The 15,157-nt window shown below is 60.0% G+C and carries 16 protein-coding genes; 8 read left to right on the plus strand and 8 right to left on the minus strand.

The features are described 5' to 3' along the window. Window positions 1-4 precede the first annotated feature (4 nt). The 4 genes from kdpC to AC1RJ3_RS25185 all read left to right on the plus strand — a co-directional run bounded on the left by kdpC (window position 5) and on the right by AC1RJ3_RS25185 (window position 4,542). Window positions 5-577, plus strand: coding sequence for a potassium-transporting ATPase subunit KdpC (gene kdpC, locus AC1RJ3_RS25170; RefSeq protein WP_493081122.1), 573 nt, complete (start codon window positions 5-7; stop codon window positions 575-577). 22 nt (window positions 578-599) lie between these two features. Continuing rightward, a complete protein-coding gene (gene kdpD, locus AC1RJ3_RS25175) occupies window positions 600-3,299 on the plus strand; it encodes a two-component system sensor histidine kinase KdpD (RefSeq protein ID WP_493081124.1) in 2,700 nt (899 codons plus the stop codon). Beyond that, entirely contained in the window at window positions 3,296-3,985 is a 690-nt protein-coding gene (locus AC1RJ3_RS25180; protein WP_493081126.1) for a response regulator, read from the plus strand. Before kdpD ends, AC1RJ3_RS25180 begins: the two co-directional genes overlap by 4 nt. Before the next feature lie 227 nt (window positions 3,986-4,212). Continuing rightward, window positions 4,213-4,542 carry a hypothetical protein gene (locus tag AC1RJ3_RS25185; RefSeq protein ID WP_493081128.1) on the plus strand — a complete coding sequence of 110 codons (330 nt, stop codon included), beginning with the start codon at window positions 4,213-4,215 and terminating at the stop codon, window positions 4,540-4,542. A gap of 429 nt (window positions 4,543-4,971) precedes the next feature. Here AC1RJ3_RS25185 and AC1RJ3_RS25190 read toward each other — a convergent pair whose 3' ends face one another. The 4 genes from AC1RJ3_RS25190 to AC1RJ3_RS25205 form a co-directional block, all read right to left on the minus strand. Continuing rightward, a complete protein-coding gene (locus tag AC1RJ3_RS25190) occupies window positions 4,972-5,286 on the minus strand; it encodes a hypothetical protein (protein WP_347927268.1) in 315 nt (104 codons plus the stop codon). 68 nt (window positions 5,287-5,354) lie between these two features. Further along, window positions 5,355-6,101: a molybdopterin-dependent oxidoreductase gene (locus AC1RJ3_RS25195; RefSeq protein WP_347930058.1), complete on the minus strand. Its 747-nt coding sequence runs from the start codon at window positions 6,099-6,101 to the stop codon at window positions 5,355-5,357. 30 nt (window positions 6,102-6,131) lie between these two features. After that, window positions 6,132-6,725, minus strand: coding sequence for a cytochrome b/b6 domain-containing protein (locus AC1RJ3_RS25200; RefSeq protein WP_103316013.1), 594 nt, complete (start codon window positions 6,723-6,725; stop codon window positions 6,132-6,134). A gap of 220 nt (window positions 6,726-6,945) precedes the next feature. After that, entirely contained in the window at window positions 6,946-7,380 is a 435-nt protein-coding gene (locus AC1RJ3_RS25205) for a DUF1801 domain-containing protein (RefSeq protein ID WP_493081130.1), read from the minus strand. Between the two features lie 348 nt (window positions 7,381-7,728). Between AC1RJ3_RS25205 and ppnN the strand changes: the two genes are divergently transcribed. After that, window positions 7,729-9,102, plus strand: a complete 1,374-nt coding sequence (gene ppnN, locus AC1RJ3_RS25210) for a nucleotide 5'-monophosphate nucleosidase PpnN (protein WP_054598071.1) — start codon at window positions 7,729-7,731, stop codon at window positions 9,100-9,102. A gap of 97 nt (window positions 9,103-9,199) precedes the next feature. Then, window positions 9,200-9,760: a histidine phosphatase family protein gene (locus AC1RJ3_RS25215; protein ID WP_493081133.1), complete on the plus strand. Its 561-nt coding sequence runs from the start codon at window positions 9,200-9,202 to the stop codon at window positions 9,758-9,760. A 10-nt stretch (window positions 9,761-9,770) separates the two neighbouring features. Here AC1RJ3_RS25215 and AC1RJ3_RS25220 read toward each other — a convergent pair whose 3' ends face one another. Beyond that, window positions 9,771-10,682: a pyridoxal-phosphate dependent enzyme gene (locus tag AC1RJ3_RS25220; protein ID WP_347927271.1), complete on the minus strand. Its 912-nt coding sequence runs from the start codon at window positions 10,680-10,682 to the stop codon at window positions 9,771-9,773. A gap of 138 nt (window positions 10,683-10,820) precedes the next feature. Next, window positions 10,821-11,162, minus strand: coding sequence for a DUF190 domain-containing protein (locus AC1RJ3_RS25225; protein ID WP_054598074.1), 342 nt, complete (start codon window positions 11,160-11,162; stop codon window positions 10,821-10,823). Window positions 11,163-11,424: 262 nt separating this feature from the next. On the opposite strand from AC1RJ3_RS25225, the gene AC1RJ3_RS25230 reads away from it, so the two are divergent. Continuing rightward, window positions 11,425-11,703: a DUF3303 domain-containing protein gene (locus tag AC1RJ3_RS25230; protein WP_493081135.1), complete on the plus strand. Its 279-nt coding sequence runs from the start codon at window positions 11,425-11,427 to the stop codon at window positions 11,701-11,703. A gap of 308 nt (window positions 11,704-12,011) precedes the next feature. Here the strand turns inward: AC1RJ3_RS25230 and AC1RJ3_RS25235 are convergent, their stop codons facing one another. After that, the gene (locus AC1RJ3_RS25235; protein ID WP_347927272.1) at window positions 12,012-12,800 is read right to left on the minus strand and encodes an ABC transporter substrate-binding protein; all 789 of its coding nucleotides are present in this window, start codon (window positions 12,798-12,800) and stop codon (window positions 12,012-12,014) included. Window positions 12,801-12,881: 81 nt separating this feature from the next. Next, the gene (locus AC1RJ3_RS25240) at window positions 12,882-14,051 is read right to left on the minus strand and encodes a M20 aminoacylase family protein (RefSeq protein WP_493081137.1); all 1,170 of its coding nucleotides are present in this window, start codon (window positions 14,049-14,051) and stop codon (window positions 12,882-12,884) included. 105 nt (window positions 14,052-14,156) lie between these two features. Here AC1RJ3_RS25240 and AC1RJ3_RS25245 point away from each other — a divergent pair, with 105 nt between their 5' ends. After that, window positions 14,157-15,146 carry a LysR substrate-binding domain-containing protein gene (locus AC1RJ3_RS25245; protein WP_493081139.1) on the plus strand — a complete coding sequence of 330 codons (990 nt, stop codon included), beginning with the start codon at window positions 14,157-14,159 and terminating at the stop codon, window positions 15,144-15,146. Window positions 15,147-15,157 lie beyond the last annotated feature (11 nt).

Consider the following 15,157-nt stretch of genomic DNA (forward strand, 5'->3'; position numbering starts at 1 on the left):
GGCTATGTTATCTCTGCTGCGTCCGGCGTTGACCCTGCTGATTGCACTGTCACTGCTCACCGGCCTGGCCTATCCACTGGTCACGACCGGCATTGCCAGGCTGGTCTTTCCGCATCAGGCGGCGGGTAGCCTGATCGAGAAAGACGGTAAAACCGTGGGCTCGCTGTTGATCGGTCAGGGCTTCAGTGATCCGAAGTATTTCTGGAGCCGCCCTTCCGCCACCAGCCCCATGCCCTACAACCCGCTGGCCTCGGGCGGCTCGAACCTCGGTCCGCTGAACCCGGCGCTGGCGGATGCGCTGAAGGGCCGCATCGACGCGTTGCACGCTGCCGATCCCGGCAACACCGCCACGGTGCCCGCCGACCTGGTCTACAGTTCCGCCAGTGGGCTTGATCCGCATATCAGCATTGCCGCGGCGCTGTACCAGGCGGGCCGGGTTTCGCGGGTGCGCAACCTGCCCGTCGACAAGGTTCGCGAGCTGATCAACCAACACGCCGAAGGCACGCTGTTCGGGTTTCTCGGCGAGCCTCGGGTCAACGTTCTGGAACTGAACCTGGCACTCGACGCCGCACATTGAGCGTTAACACACGGTGAGCTTGATGGCCGAAGAACGTCCTGATCCGGACCAGCTACTGGCCCGGATTCGCGAAGAAGAAGCGCAGGCCAAACGCGGTCGGCTGAAGATTTTTTTCGGCGCCAGCGCCGGTGTCGGCAAGACCTACGCGATGCTTGCAGCCGCCCAGACTGCAAAACAGCAAAACATCGATGTGCTGGTCGGTGTGATCGAAACCCACGGTCGCGCCGAGACTCAGGCCCTGACAGAGGGCCTTGAACTATTGCCTCGCAAGCAGGTGGTCGACAAGAACCGTACGTTGACCGAGTTCGATCTGGACGCCGCGCTCGCGCGCAAACCGGGCCTGATTCTGATCGACGAACTGGCTCACTCCAATATCGCAGGCTCCCGACATCCAAAGCGCTGGCAAGACGTAGAAGAACTACTCAGTGCCGGTATCGATGTCTGGTCGACGATGAACGTTCAGCACCTCGAAAGCCTGAACGACATTGTCGGCGGTATCACCGGGATTCGCGTCTGGGAGACCGTGCCCGACCATGTCTTCGACACCGCCGATGAAGTGGTCATCGTCGACCTGCCGCCCGACGATTTGTTGCAGCGCTTGAAGGAAGGCAAGGTCTATATGGCGCAACAGGCCGAGCGCGCGGTGCAGAACTTCTTCCGCAAGGGCAACCTGATCGCCCTGCGCGAACTGGCGCTGCGCCGCACCGCCGACCGGGTCGACAGCGAGATGTTGCAGTATCGCCAAAGCGGCGCGGTGAAACCGGTGTGGGGCACCCGCGAGTCGTTGCTTGCCTGCGTCGGCCCCAATGATCAGGCCGAAAAAACCGTACGCTCGACGGCGCGCCTGGCCGCTCAGCTCAACGTGCCGTGGCACGCCGTGTATGTCGAAACCCCGGCCTTGCAGCGCCTGCCCGAGGTCAAGCGGCGTCGGGTGCTGGCAACCTTGAAACTGGCTCAGGACATGGGCGCGCAAATCTCGACCCTGGCGGGCCAGGACATTGCCGAAACGCTGGTCAAGTACGCCCGGCAGCACAACCTTTCAAAAGTCGTGCTGGGCCGTGATGAACGTCCGCGCCAACGACTCTGGCGGCGGGTGCTTGCGGATCGGATTGGTGTGCTGGGCGCCGATCTTGACGTGATCCAAATCTCGCTGCCGGAGAGTCGCCGCCCACCAGCCGAGACGACCGCCACCGCCAGCGACAGCCCGATCACCTGGCGCCCCTATCTCTGGAGCGTCGCGATCTGCGCGGTGACGACCCTGCTGGCCATGCCGCTGTTCCAGGTGCTGGAACAGGCCAACATCGTCATGCTGTTCCTGCTGGCGGTCGTCGCCGTGGCGGTGCGCTTTGGTCGTGGCCCGGCCATCATGGCGGCCTTTGTCTCGGTCGGCGCCTTCGACTTTTTCTTTGTGGCGCCGCGTTTTTCATTCGCCATCGCCGATATCCAGTATCTGGTAACCTTTAGCGTCATGCTCGTGGTCGCCCTGGTAATCGGGCAAATGACCGCCAGCCTGACCTACCAGGCGCGGGTGGCGCAACGGCGCGAAGACCGCATGCGCGGGCTGTATGAGATGTCGCGCCTGTTGTCCGCCGCACTGCTGACCGAACAGGTCGCGGAAATCGGCGCGCAGTTCCTCGCGGCCGAGTTTGGCGCCCGGTCGGCACTGCTGGTGGCCGACGACAACAATAAACTGCAGGCGCCGATGGTCACGGGGGACGCACCGCAAGTCGACGTTGCGATTGCCCAGTGGTCGTACGACAAAACCGAACCGGCCGGATACGGCACCGACACCCTGCCCTCCAGTTCCACGCTCTACCTGCCCTTGTCGGCACCCATGCGGGTGCGCGGAGTATTGGCCGTGCAACCGCGCGACACGACCCGGCTGGCGGTGCCGGAACAGCGGCGCCTGCTCGACACCTGCGCGTCATTGCTGGCCATCTCGCTCGAACGGATTCACTACATCAACGTCGCCCAGGACACCACCGTTCAGATGGAATCCGAGCGGTTGCGCAACTCGCTGCTCTCGGCGATCTCCCACGATTTGCGCACCCCGCTGTCAGTCATGGTCGGGCTCGCCGAAGCGCTCAAGCTGACCAAGCCGCCCCTGACCGGTGAAGCCGCCGAGATCGCCACGGCGGTGGGCGAATCCGCGCTGCGCATGAATACGCTGGTCAATAACCTGCTGGACATGGCTCGCCTCGAGTCCGGCAGCGTGGTGTTGAATCGCCAATGGCAGCCCATCGAAGACGTGGTCGGTAGCGCCCTGAGAGCTATTCATCCGATTCTGGCAGGGCGTTCGGTGCAGGTCGCACTCGAGGAGGACTTGCCACTGGTTCGCATCGATGCGGTGCTGATCGAGCGCATCCTCATCAACCTGATGGAAAACGCCATCAAGTACACCCCAGCCGGCACGCCGATCAGCCTGGGCGCCAGCGCCACGCCCGAGAGCATTGAATTGTGGGTCGCCGATGAGGGACCGGGCTTGCCCCGCGGACACGAAGAGGCGATCTTCAACAAATTCATGCGCGGCAAAAAGGAAAGTTCGATTCCCGGCGTCGGCCTCGGCCTGGCCATCTGCCGGGCAATTGCCCAGGCGCATGGCGGAACCATGCTCGGTGTGACCCGCCCGGAAGGCGGTGCGCGCTTCACGCTACGTCTACCCCGAGAGGAGCCGCCGAACATCGAAGCGCTTTCGCAGCAAACTGACGAGGACCCATCATGAGCGAACCGGTGCTGCGCGTCCTGCTGATTGAAGACGAAAAGGACATTCGCCGTTTTGTGCGGATGGCCCTGCAAGCCGATGGCCTGGAAGTGCATGAAGCCGAGACCTTTCAGCGCGGCCTGATCGACGCGGGAACGCGTCGGCCGGACCTGATCGTGCTGGATCTCGGCCTGCCTGACGGTGACGGCGTTGACCTCATCCGGGATCTGCGCACCTGGTCGGAGGTGCCGATCATTGTCTTGTCGGCCCGTGGCGCTGAATCCGACAAGATCCTCGCCCTGGACACCGGGGCCGACGACTACCTGGTCAAACCCTTCGGCACCGGCGAACTGCTCGCGCGCGTCCGCGCCCTGTTACGCAGGCGCGTGAAAGATGCCGAGAACCGAGCGGTGCTGAGCTTCTCTGACATTCAAATTGATCTGGATCGACGCGTCGTGGAGCGCGCCGGCGTCCCTTTGCACCTGACGCCGCTGGAATACCGCTTGCTGGTTCATCTGTGCTCGCACCCGGACCGGGTCCTGACGCACCTGCAACTGCTCAAAGCGGTATGGGGCCCTTCGCACACCACCGATACGCCGTACCTTCGGGTGTTCATGGGCGGCCTGCGCAAGAAAATCGAAGCAGACCCGTCGCAGCCGCGCCATCTCGTGACCGAAACCGGTGTCGGTTACCGCTTCATTCCTTGAATCCTGAGCGGCACGCGTTGAATTCAAACCCGGGCTTCATGCCCTGAGCGCCCGTGGCTACCGTTCGTCCAGGCTGGAGAGGGAGCGCCCTTTCCTCGTCTACACCTTTAGACAGGAGATCTTTTACGGTCGATTGGACACCCGGCATTTCATTCGATGGCATACGAAGCGCCATACGGAACCGCAGTAGTTCAAGCTTCGGGTTTCATTTCTCAAGGGATAGAAAAATGAGTACTAGCAGCAAAGACTGGCATGCATGGCTGAACGCGATGCCACCGAAACCGGATGACTTCCACGTTGTTGGTGATGTTGAAGTTGCCAATCCGGGAATTGAGGCCTATCTGACCATGCGAGCCCCGCAAGGCTTTAATCCGTCGATCCTCATGCTGGATCTGCACTTGATCCAACGGCCTGGAAACTGGGCACAAATGCTGTCCTGTACGCAGGCCAGGTACGACCGGGTCATGCCCCCCAGCGCGCCCCATTACACCGCCGTTGACATTTACCAGAATGGCGAGCGATTGGCGTACATCGACTACATCCCCACCGTCACCTGACCGGCCCGTAACCGGGCACTAGAGGTCGCAACAAAGGCTGTGCCGGCAACGTTCGAAAAGCGCCACGTATACAAGGTCGGGAGGGTCCGGAAAAACGCGGCGCTCTGTTCTTTTGGTTACATCGGAGAGATGGTGGCAAGCGCACCGATCACAATGGTCAATGCCAGAAATCCACCCAGGAAAATCGCCATCTTCAACATTTGGCCTCCAAAATAATACGTCTGTGGTTGCAGCGTCATTGTGAGGCTCGGGCTGGATTCATTACAGAAGCAGATAGCGCGGGAAAATACGGATCAGTTCACCAGGACGGCCTCCCTGTGCTCAACGGCAATGGCGACGCGACATGCCATCGGCACACCGCCGGGTGCGAGCGTCCGCCCGCCCGCCCGCACCGACGTGTTGTGCGCCACGGCGGCGCGACCGGGCGCCTTAATATTTCTTCATCGTGTCAGTGCCCATATCGCTCTTTTTCTCCATGCCCTCGCTCTTCATCTCGCCACCTTTCTCCATGCTTTCTTTTTTCATGGTGGCACTCTTGGTCTTCTCGCCCTTGGTCTTGTAGTGGTGCTTGGTGGTCTTGGTGGCATTACTTTTCATTTCGTCATTTTTCATCGTGTCCTTTTTCATCGTGTCCTTGCCCATCTGATCCTTGGACATATCATTCGTATTGGCTTCAGCCGCAAACAACGGGGCGGCCACCACCAGGACTACGGCAGCAATCGCCGCAGCAATCAGCTTCTTCATGTCACTACTCCTGTGCAGTTCGCGTTAAGGACAGCGGCAATGCGCCGCGTTTCAGAACAGCCGATTGCTCAACTGCCACTGAACCAGTTGTAACCCTGATCTTCCCAATAGCCACCGGGGTAATCGTTGGTCACGAAAATCTCCACCACATGTTTCGGGTTCTTGAAGCCCAGCTTTGTCGGCATGCGCAGGCGCAGGGGGTAACCGTATTCCGGCGGCAATACCTGATCGTCATAACTCAGGGTCAGCAGCGTTTGCGCATGCAGGGCCGTCGGCATGTCGATGCTGGTGTAATAGTCATCCGCGCATTTGAGCCCGACATATTTGGCACGGGTGTCGGCGCCCACACGTTGCAGAAAAGTCGAAAAGGTCACGCCACCCCATTTGCCGATGGCGCTCCAGCCCTCCACGCAAATCAGCCGTGTGACCTGAGTGGTGCGCGGCAACTGGTTCAATTCGGCGAGGGTCCAGCTGTGTTTGTCCTGGACCAGACCGCCAACCGTGAGTGAGAACTCATCTTCCTCGATGTCCGGAATGCCGTTGCGGTCGTAATAGGCATTGAACGGAAACGGACGCGTCATCATCGACTCGGGGTAGGTCGGTGCCAATCGGGCCGGATCGAACAGCGCTGCCTGAACCTTGTCATTGAAGCGCGAGACCATTTTCAGCATGGACTCCACTGAGTTGCTGTCGTCCAGGCGACAGCCTGTCAGCAAGGCAATCCCGCCCAGCGTCCAGGCATGCCGAAGAAATTGCCTGCGTGCAGGCAATTCAAGCTCCTGCGCCACCGATCTGATGATGGCGGGGTCATCCATCCGGTCTTTACCAGTCGTTCTGTTCATGAGTTAGCGCCCCCGCAGCATGGCAATCAGGGTACGTGGCACAAGCGCCACCATCACCAGATGCACCACGGTAAAAGCGACCAGCAACGCCATGCAGACAAAATGCACGATGCGCGCCGAGTCGTAGCCGCCCATCAGCTCCCTCAGTAACGGAAACTGCACTGACTTCCAGATCACCAGGCCCGACAGCACCAGCACAATAAGATCGAGCACGGCAAACAGGTAGGCGAGCTTTTGCAGGGTGTTGTAGTGCCGCAAGTCCGCATGGGCGAGCTTGCCTTTGAGCGCGGCGAGGAAATCATGCAGGACTTCGCGGGGGGGTATGGGGAAGAACTTGTGGGCGATACGCCCGGAAAAGATATTCAGCAGCAGGTAGACAATACCGTTGATGAACAGTACCCACATCGCCGCAAAGTGCCACAGCAGTGCACCGGCCAACCAACCGCCCAAGGTGATACTGGCGGGAATCTGAAAGGAAAAAATCGGCGAGGCGTTATAGATGCGCCAGCCGCTCATCACCAGGATGACCACGGCGATGACGTTGATCCAGTGGGTCAGCCGTAGCCAGATCGGGTGAATAGTTTGCGAACTACTCATGATGCCTGCCCTGCCGGCAACGCGCCGGTAAAATCCCCCCGACCACCACGACGTGTGTTGGCTCAATCCCCCATGGTTAACCGGCAACTCCAATGGAGTCGCAAACAGCGCCGATCTGGCGACATATCTACCAAGACTAGCAGCGACTTTTAGAAACCGTTTTACATTATTCGCCCTGGCACTTTGTGCAGATCAACACTGCCTGATCCCGGAGGACCGCTCATCCAGCCGATTTGGCGCGAGCGCCCGCCCGCACCGACATGTTCAGCGCCACGGCAGCTCGGATGAGCGCCGTCAGCGCTTGTTCATCAAGCCTGTCGCCTTCGTGGATATCAATGGCACGCCGGGTGTTGCCTTCGAGGCTGGAGTTGAAGAGGCCTGAAGGGTCCTCCAGCGAAGCGCCCTTGGCGAAGGTCATCTTCACGACCTGCTTGTACGTCTCACCAGTGCAGATGATTCCACCGCACGACCATACCGGAACCCCTCTCCACTTCCATTCCTCGACCACGTCAGGAACAGCCTGCTTGATCAGCGCCCGGACCCGAGCGAGCGTTTCGCCGCGCCAATCCCCCAGTTCCTTGATCCTCGCCTCTATCAGCTGAGAGGCAGAGCCCTCCTGCTCTCCTTCAATTGCGCCGAGCGTTTCCTTCTTCATGATGGTTGTCGTCCTCTTCGTGGTGATTGCCGCTCACGTGCCACTGAGTATTGCGCAAAGTCTTAAGACGGCGAGCCGGCTCCTCACACCGGCCCTCGCCAAAATCCCCCGTTCTACGCCAAGTCCAGACACCCGCAGGAAAAAACCCAATTGCCCACCTGCCAGGAATCCTGTTTCATGGCTGTCCGGTTCATCATCAAACGGACCATCCGGCGCGCATCGGCCATGAAGTTTGCATTCATGCCCAGTCGCCGGAGAAGATGAAAGCAGCACGATTGCTCTGGCACTGACTATCCTGATGCTACTGAGCCTGTCGGGCTCGATAACATCGTTCTCAGGGAATATCGAATGACCGCAAGACAAGTTATCAATGCTTCGGTGAGCCCAAAAGGCAGCCTGGAGACGCTGTCCCAACGCGAAGTTCAGCAACTGAGCGCCGCAGGATCTGGCAGCATCTACTCTCTCTTCCGCCAGTGCGCCCTGGCAATCCTCAATACCGGCGCCCATGTCGACAATGCCAAGACCATTCTGGAAGCCTATCGGGACTTCGAGATTCGCATTCATCAGCAAGATCGTGGTGTCCGCCTGGAGCTGCTCAACGCCCCCGCAGACGCCTTCGTCGATGGCGAAATGATCGCCAGCACCCGCGAGATGCTGTTCAGCGCCCTGCGCGACATCGTCTATACCGAGAACGAGCTGGACAGCCAGCGTATCGACCTGAGCTCGTCCCAAGGCATCAGTGACTACGTCTTCCACCTGCTGCGCAACGCCCGCACCCTGCGTGCCGGCGTGGAGCCTAAAATCGTCGTGTGCTGGGGCGGTCACTCGATCAGCAGCGAGGAATATCAATACACCAAGAAAGTCGGCCACGAACTGGGCCTGCGCAGTCTGGATGTGTGCACCGGCTGCGGGCCTGGGGTGATGAAAGGCCCGATGAAGGGCGCGACCATTTCCCACGCCAAGCAACGGATCACTCACGGCCGCTACCTGGGGCTGACGGAGCCCGGGATTATTGCGGCTGAAGCGCCGAACCCGATCGTCAATGAACTGGTGATCCTGCCGGACATCGAGAAGCGCCTGGAAGCTTTCGTCCGCGTCGGCCATGGCATCATCATTTTCCCGGGCGGCGCCGGTACTGCCGAAGAGTTCCTTTACCTGCTCGGGATCCTGATGCACCCGGACAACCGCGACCTGCCCTTCCCGGTGATCCTGACCGGGCCGAAGAGCGCGGAGCCGTACTTGCAGCAACTGCACGCGTTCGTCGGCGCGACACTGGGCAAAGACGCGCAAAGTCACTACGAGATCATCATCGACGACCCGGCCCAGGTGGCCCGGCAAATGACCAAAGGGCTCAAGGACGTCAAGCAGTTCCGTCGCGAGCGCAACGATGCGTTCCATTTCAACTGGCTGCTGAAGATCGACGAAGGCTTCCAGCGCCCGTTCGATCCAACCCACGAAAACATGGCCAGCCTGCAACTGCGCCACGACCTGCCACCGCACGAACTGGCGGCAAACCTGCGCCGGGCGTTTTCCGGCATCGTTGCCGGTAACGTCAAGGACAAGGGCATCCGCCTGATCGAGAAATACGGTCCTTACAAGATCCACGGCGACGCAGCGGTCATGCAACCGCTGGACAAACTGCTGAAAGCCTTTGTCGCGCAACACCGGATGAAACTGCCCGGTGGCGCAGAGTATGTGCCCTGCTATCAGGTCATCAGCTAAAAACCCCTCGCGTCGACAGGCTCGGAACCGTGCGGTTCCGGGTCTTTCTTCCCTTTTCGCGGTACGCGTCCCTCCAACACAGCCTGAGTGATTTCCAGTGCAGAGCACCCGTTTGACCCTGATCTGTCACGCCCGGACAGCAGCCCAGAAACTGGCGCGCTTTGCCGAGGATGAATCAGTGGAAATGGATTGGCAGAACGCAAAAGGCTCATTGGCCAAGCGTTTCAAACGAGCACCACGCCTGCTCAGCGCCCCGGAAGCCCGGACCCGAGAGACCGCCGCGCTGTTTGGCGCAGACATGGAAATTGTCCCGGCCCTGCGCGATTGTGATTTGGGTCGCTGGAAGGGGCTGCGGATCAATGACCTGCAACGAGACGAACCCGAGCTGCTGCATGCCTGGTTGAGCGACAGCACCAGTGCTGCACATGGCGGTGAATCAGTGACTCAACTCTGCGAGCGGACCGCTGCCTGGCTGGAGACCCTGGTCAACCAACCCGGGCACCTCCTTGCGGTCACTCACCCGTTCGTGATTCGTGCCGCACTGATGCACGTGATGCAATGCCCGCCCGCGCTATTCAATGCGATTGACGTCGAACCGCTGGCCGCCGTCGAACTACGCTACAACGGCCGTTGGCGACTGCGCCTGACGCCAGCCTGAACCCGTGACGTCAAAGGTTCTGCCAGCCGGCAACCTTCTGCGCACTGATACTGATCCCACCACACACGATGATTACCACATCATGGGCTTCGGCAATCGCCGGGTGATCCAGATACGCGACAGCCAGCGAGACACCGCACGCTGGCTCCACCAGTTGACGCAGGTCATCGGCATAACGGACGACGCCCATGATCGCCTCGGCATCCGTCAGCACGACACAGGTGTGCGGGAAGTGCTGGATGTGCTCAACCGGCCATTGCGCAACTTGCAGCGCCCCGAGTGAGCTGGCAATGCTGCTGATTTCAGAGAGTTTGACCGGATGCCCGGCCTTGACCGCGGCGTCGAATGACGCTGCGCCTTCGGTTTCACAGGCGATAATCCGGCAATCCAGCCGGGCGTGGCGTTCCAGTCCGGTGAGGATCCCGGCCAGCAAACCACCGCCGCCCACCGACGCCACGATCGTGTCGACCTGAGGGCAGTCCTGCAGAATTTCATCGATCATCGTGCTGTGCCCTTCCCACAGCGTCGGGTGGTCGAACGCCGGCACGTATTCGGTATCGGGCGCCTTGGCGAGTTCCAGCGCCAACTGGTTAGCCTCGTCCCACACCTGACCGTGCACGATCACTTGTGCCCCGGTTTTGGCGATTCGCGCCCGGGTACTTTCCGGGGTGGTGTGCGGCACGATGATGCTCGCTTCCAGCCCCAACGCCGCAGCGGCCACTGCCGTCGCATAACCGGCATTGCCGCCGGACGGGCAGACCACTTTCTTCATGCCCTGCTCGGCCGCGCGGGTACAGAGCAAGCCCATGCCGCGCAGCTTGAATGAGCCGCTGGGTTGCAGGTTTTCCAGCTTGAGCCAGATGCGCCGGCTGGGCGTCGAGAGCCCCGGATGGAGTATCAACGGTGTTCTGATATGCAGCATCGTGGGCATCCTGATCAAAAAAACGGATAAATAGAAAGCGGGTACCGGTGCTGGCAAAGGCACATTCGACGAATGCCTCCAGGACCGGTCTATACCGCTGAGTTTAGACGTCGGCACCTTCCTGGCTCGGCCACACTATCAAATCTGGTGGCCAGACGGCTCGGCCCTTTTGCCCACGATTCCAAATTCAACCGGTGCCTTGATGTAAAACAAGGCAATGTCTTCGGCCTCGAGCCGCTCGAACAGGCGAGTGCACTCCTCCTCGGTAATCGCCAGGCGGATCTCGGCGGGCTGATCGCCCATCTCGAAAAAATGCGCAGAATGCAGTTTCCCGGAATGCCCGAAGCCTTCGATACCGGTTGCCAGAGTGGCCCCGTGCAGGCCCATTTCCTTTGCCAGATCGATGAGCCAGTCACCGAGCATTTTTCCGTGATGACGGCGGTTTTGCTGAGTAAAGAAAATCACCAGAAAACCTTGCATGACGGATCTCCTCTTCAATGGCCTCAATGACTCAACATAAACCTGCCTTGCCGAATATTGAAGTGCCCGGGATTTGTTGCAGAGGCGGTAAAGAAGATCAGCGGTCATACGCCACATTCAGCAGGCTGCTATGCCTTCTCATGGGAGCTGTCGATCAAGTCAGCCGAGGGAGGCGCTGAAAACACATGCGTGGCCAGGGTCGCGGCACCTACCTTGTGCGCGCAGAGAAAAACCGGTGCCAGCCCCTGACAGGAGGTGGCAGATGCTCTACATCGTCAGTTGGTCAATCACTCCGGAACGTCGTAATAGCGCGATCGAACGTTTTCTCAAAACAGGCGGAGCCCCACCCACAGGCGTCACCATGCTGGGACGCTGGCATGCCGTAGGACGCATGACCGGTTTTGGTGTGGCAGAAGCCAGTGATGTCACACTGATACAGAAATGGGTGCTCGAATGGAGCGATCTGCTGGCCATGGAGATTCATCCTGCATTGACGGATGAACAGGCGGCTCCGTTGCTGGCAGCGGCGCTTGGCAAGTAACCGTCGGCGCCTGCAAAGACGCACATCATTGATCGTTCCCACGCATGGGAACGATCAATAAGCTGTTGGTCTGCCCCGGAACAAACCGACAACTTGTGGCGAGGGGACTTGCCCCCGCTCGGCGGCGAAGCCGTCGTAAAACCGGCAGATGCGTTCTCATTGACACAGTACGATCATCGATTTCAGGGCCGCTTCGCGACCCAACGGGGGCAAGCCCCCTCGCCACAGGTATTGCGTTCGGCGCACCTTTTTCTTAAATGGCCGGCGTTAGTCCAGGCGACTGTTCTATTCAACGTATCGAGCGGGGTTTACTTCGCGCCGTAGATGTCGAAGTCGAAGTACTTTTTGTTGATCTTCGTGTACGTGCCGTTAGCGAGAATGGTCGCCAGGGCCTTGTTCAGGTCTTCGCGCAGTTCAACGTCACTCTTGCGCACGCCGATGCCGTCACCGACGCCGAAGAACTCCGGGTTGTCCAGAGTGCCGCCGGCAAACGCGTAGTCCTTGCCCACCGGTTTATTCAGAAACCCGTAGCTGGCCTGAATCGAGCCCTGCAACGACGCATCGAGGCGCCCGACCACCAGGTCGGCGTAGACCTGATCCTGATTCTGATAGGAAAGGATCTCTACCCCCTGCTTGCCCCAAACGGCTTTCGCAAAAGCCTCCTGGGTCGAGCCCTGCTCCACGCCGATGCGTTTGCCTTTGAGCGACTCGACGGTCGGCTGCAGGTCCGATCCGCGCTTGATCACCAAACGTGCCGGCGCGTTGGAGACCTTGTCGCTAAACGCAATCTGCTCCTGACGCTTGGGGGTGACGGTCATCGATGACGCGATAGCATCGAACTTGCGCGCCAGCAGCCCCGGAATCATCCCGTCCCAGCTGCTTTCAACCCAGACGCATTTGGCGTGCAACTCTGCACACAACGCATCGGCGATGTCGACGCCAAAACCGGTCAGCGTGCCATCCTGGTTTTTGTATTCCAGCGGTGGATACGTCGGGTCAATCCCCAGTCTCAACACTTTGCCGGACCAGTCGGCCGCACCGGCCAGGCCGGATGCGGTCAAGAAAACCAGTGAAACCGCCGCGATCATCTTATTCATTGTTATTGTCCTCCAGGGGGTTCGCCGAGTCGGATTACCGACCGTTTTTTGTATAACCGTGATGTTAAAAAACCGTGCGCCTCAACGCAGAAAACCCTCGGCCAACTTCACCCAATAGCTCGCGCCGATTGGCAGGCAGGCATCATTGAAGTCGTAACCGGGATTGTGCAGCAAACAGCTGCCCTCGCCCTGGCCATTGCCGATCACCAGATAGCTGCCGGGGCATTGTTCCAGGATGAACGCGAAATCCTCGCTGGCGGTGAAGGGCCGCAGGTCTTCGATCAGTTGCCCTTCTCCCAGCCACTCCCGTGCGACCTGCCGGGCGAACTCGGTCTGCTCCGGATCGTTGATCAACACCGGGTGGCAACGGTAATAATCGATCTCGGCCTGCGCGCCGAAACTCGCCGCCTGGCCGTTGACCAGATCGGTAATCCTGCGTTCGAGCAACTGGCGGACCTCAGGTGTCAAGGCGCGTACGCTCAGGATCATTTCGGCGGACGCAGGAATCACATTTGAAACGTTCCCGGCATGAATCGAACCGACCGTGATGATCGCCGTTTCCTGCGGATTGACGTTGCGCGAGACGATGCTTTGCAGGGCGATCACAATCGATGCGCAGACCACCACCGGGTCGACGGCCTTATGCGGCACCGCGCCATGGCCACCGGTGCCGATGACTTTGATCGTGACGGTATCGGCAGAGGCCATGAACGGCCCGCTGTAAAATCCCAACTGCCCGGCGGGATAGCCCGGAATGTTGTGCATGGCAAAAATCGCATCACACGGGAAGCGTTCGAACAGCCCGTCCTCGAGCATTTTCTTTGCACCACCCAGCCCTTCTTCAGCCGGCTGGAACACCAGGTTCAGCGTACCGTTGAAATCCCGTGTTTGCGCCAGGTATTTGGCCGCCGCGAGCAAGGTTGCCGTATGCCCGTCGTGGCCGCAGGCGTGCATCATGCCGTCGATCCGGCTGGCATAAGGCAACCCGGTGGCTTCCTGAATCGGCAGCGCATCCATGTCTGCGCGCAGCCCGAGGGAGCGGCCCTCGCCATTTTTCAATGTCCCGACCACACCGGTCTTGCCCACGCCTTTACTGACTTCATATCCCCACTGCGTCAAACACTGCGCCACCAGCTCACTGGTGCTGAACTCTTCAAAGCCAAGCTCGGGGTGGGCGTGAATACGCTGACGCAGGGTGATCATTTCATCCTGCAGCGCAGCGACTCCTGGCAGGACGTGGCCAGCATTCATGGGTGTGCTCCTCGATAAGAATATTCAGCTGCCGGCGATTCAACCTGGGCGCTGTCGGGTCGATCTTAGGGAATGGGCCGTAGGCTGGGGAGGCGCAGTTTGGTTATGATGACAACCAACAGTTGTCACCACGGTGAGCAGATGAAACTGCATCAATTACAAGCCCTGATTGCCAGCGCCGAGACCGGCAGCATCCGCGCCGCCGCGCGTTCGCTGGACATCTCCCAGGCCGCGGTGACCAAAGCCCTGCGCGAGCTGGAAACCGAACAACAGTTGCCGCTGTTCGTCAGAACCCCCAGCGGCCTGAATTTCACCGAGTTCGGCAAGGTGCTGCTGATGCACGCGCGGCTGGTGCTCAAGCAACTGGAGCATGCGCAGACCGAACTCGATCACCTGCGCGGCAAGGCCCAGGGGCGGCTCTGCGTCGGGGTCACGCCCTGGGTCGCGTTAACCTTCCTGCCCGAAGTGGTCCTGGCTTTTCGGGCACGCATGCCGGAGATTCATCTGGAATTGTTCGAAAGCCTGATGGCGGTGGCCCAGCCGCTGCTGCGTGACGGCAGCATGGATTTCGCCATCGGCCAGCTTCACCCGGCACAAGCAACCGCGGAATTTGCCTGCGAAACCCTGCTCGAATACCAGACCTCGGTGCTGGTTCGCCAGGGTCATCCGCGACAGAACGCCCGGTCGATTCACGAGCTGCTGGACCAGGACTGGACCCTGAACTACGCGCCAGATGGTCACGATGCGCTGATGCAGGAGCTGTTCTGGAGGCACAACGCGCAGATCGATGAGCAACGCATCGTGCGCGCCCATTCACTGGCAATCCTGCAAATGATGCTGGAACGGGCCGACATGTGTACCTGGGGCCCGACCGTCCTCAGCACCGCCTCGCCTTTCCTCGGCCGGTTGGTGTCCGTGAACCTGATCGAGCAGTTCGAACCTAGACAGCTGAGCATCGTCACTCGCCGCAACGGCTCGCTGAGCAATCCGGCGCTGTGTTTTACCGATTGCCTGCTACAGGTAATTCGACGCCATGCGCGTTCGGCGAAGAAGGAAGACCGGCAGCTGTTTGAAACGCTGCAGTTGTTGGTATGAGGTAACGCAAC

This window comes from Pseudomonas sp. GW822-FHT04C11 (assembly GCF_058800905.1).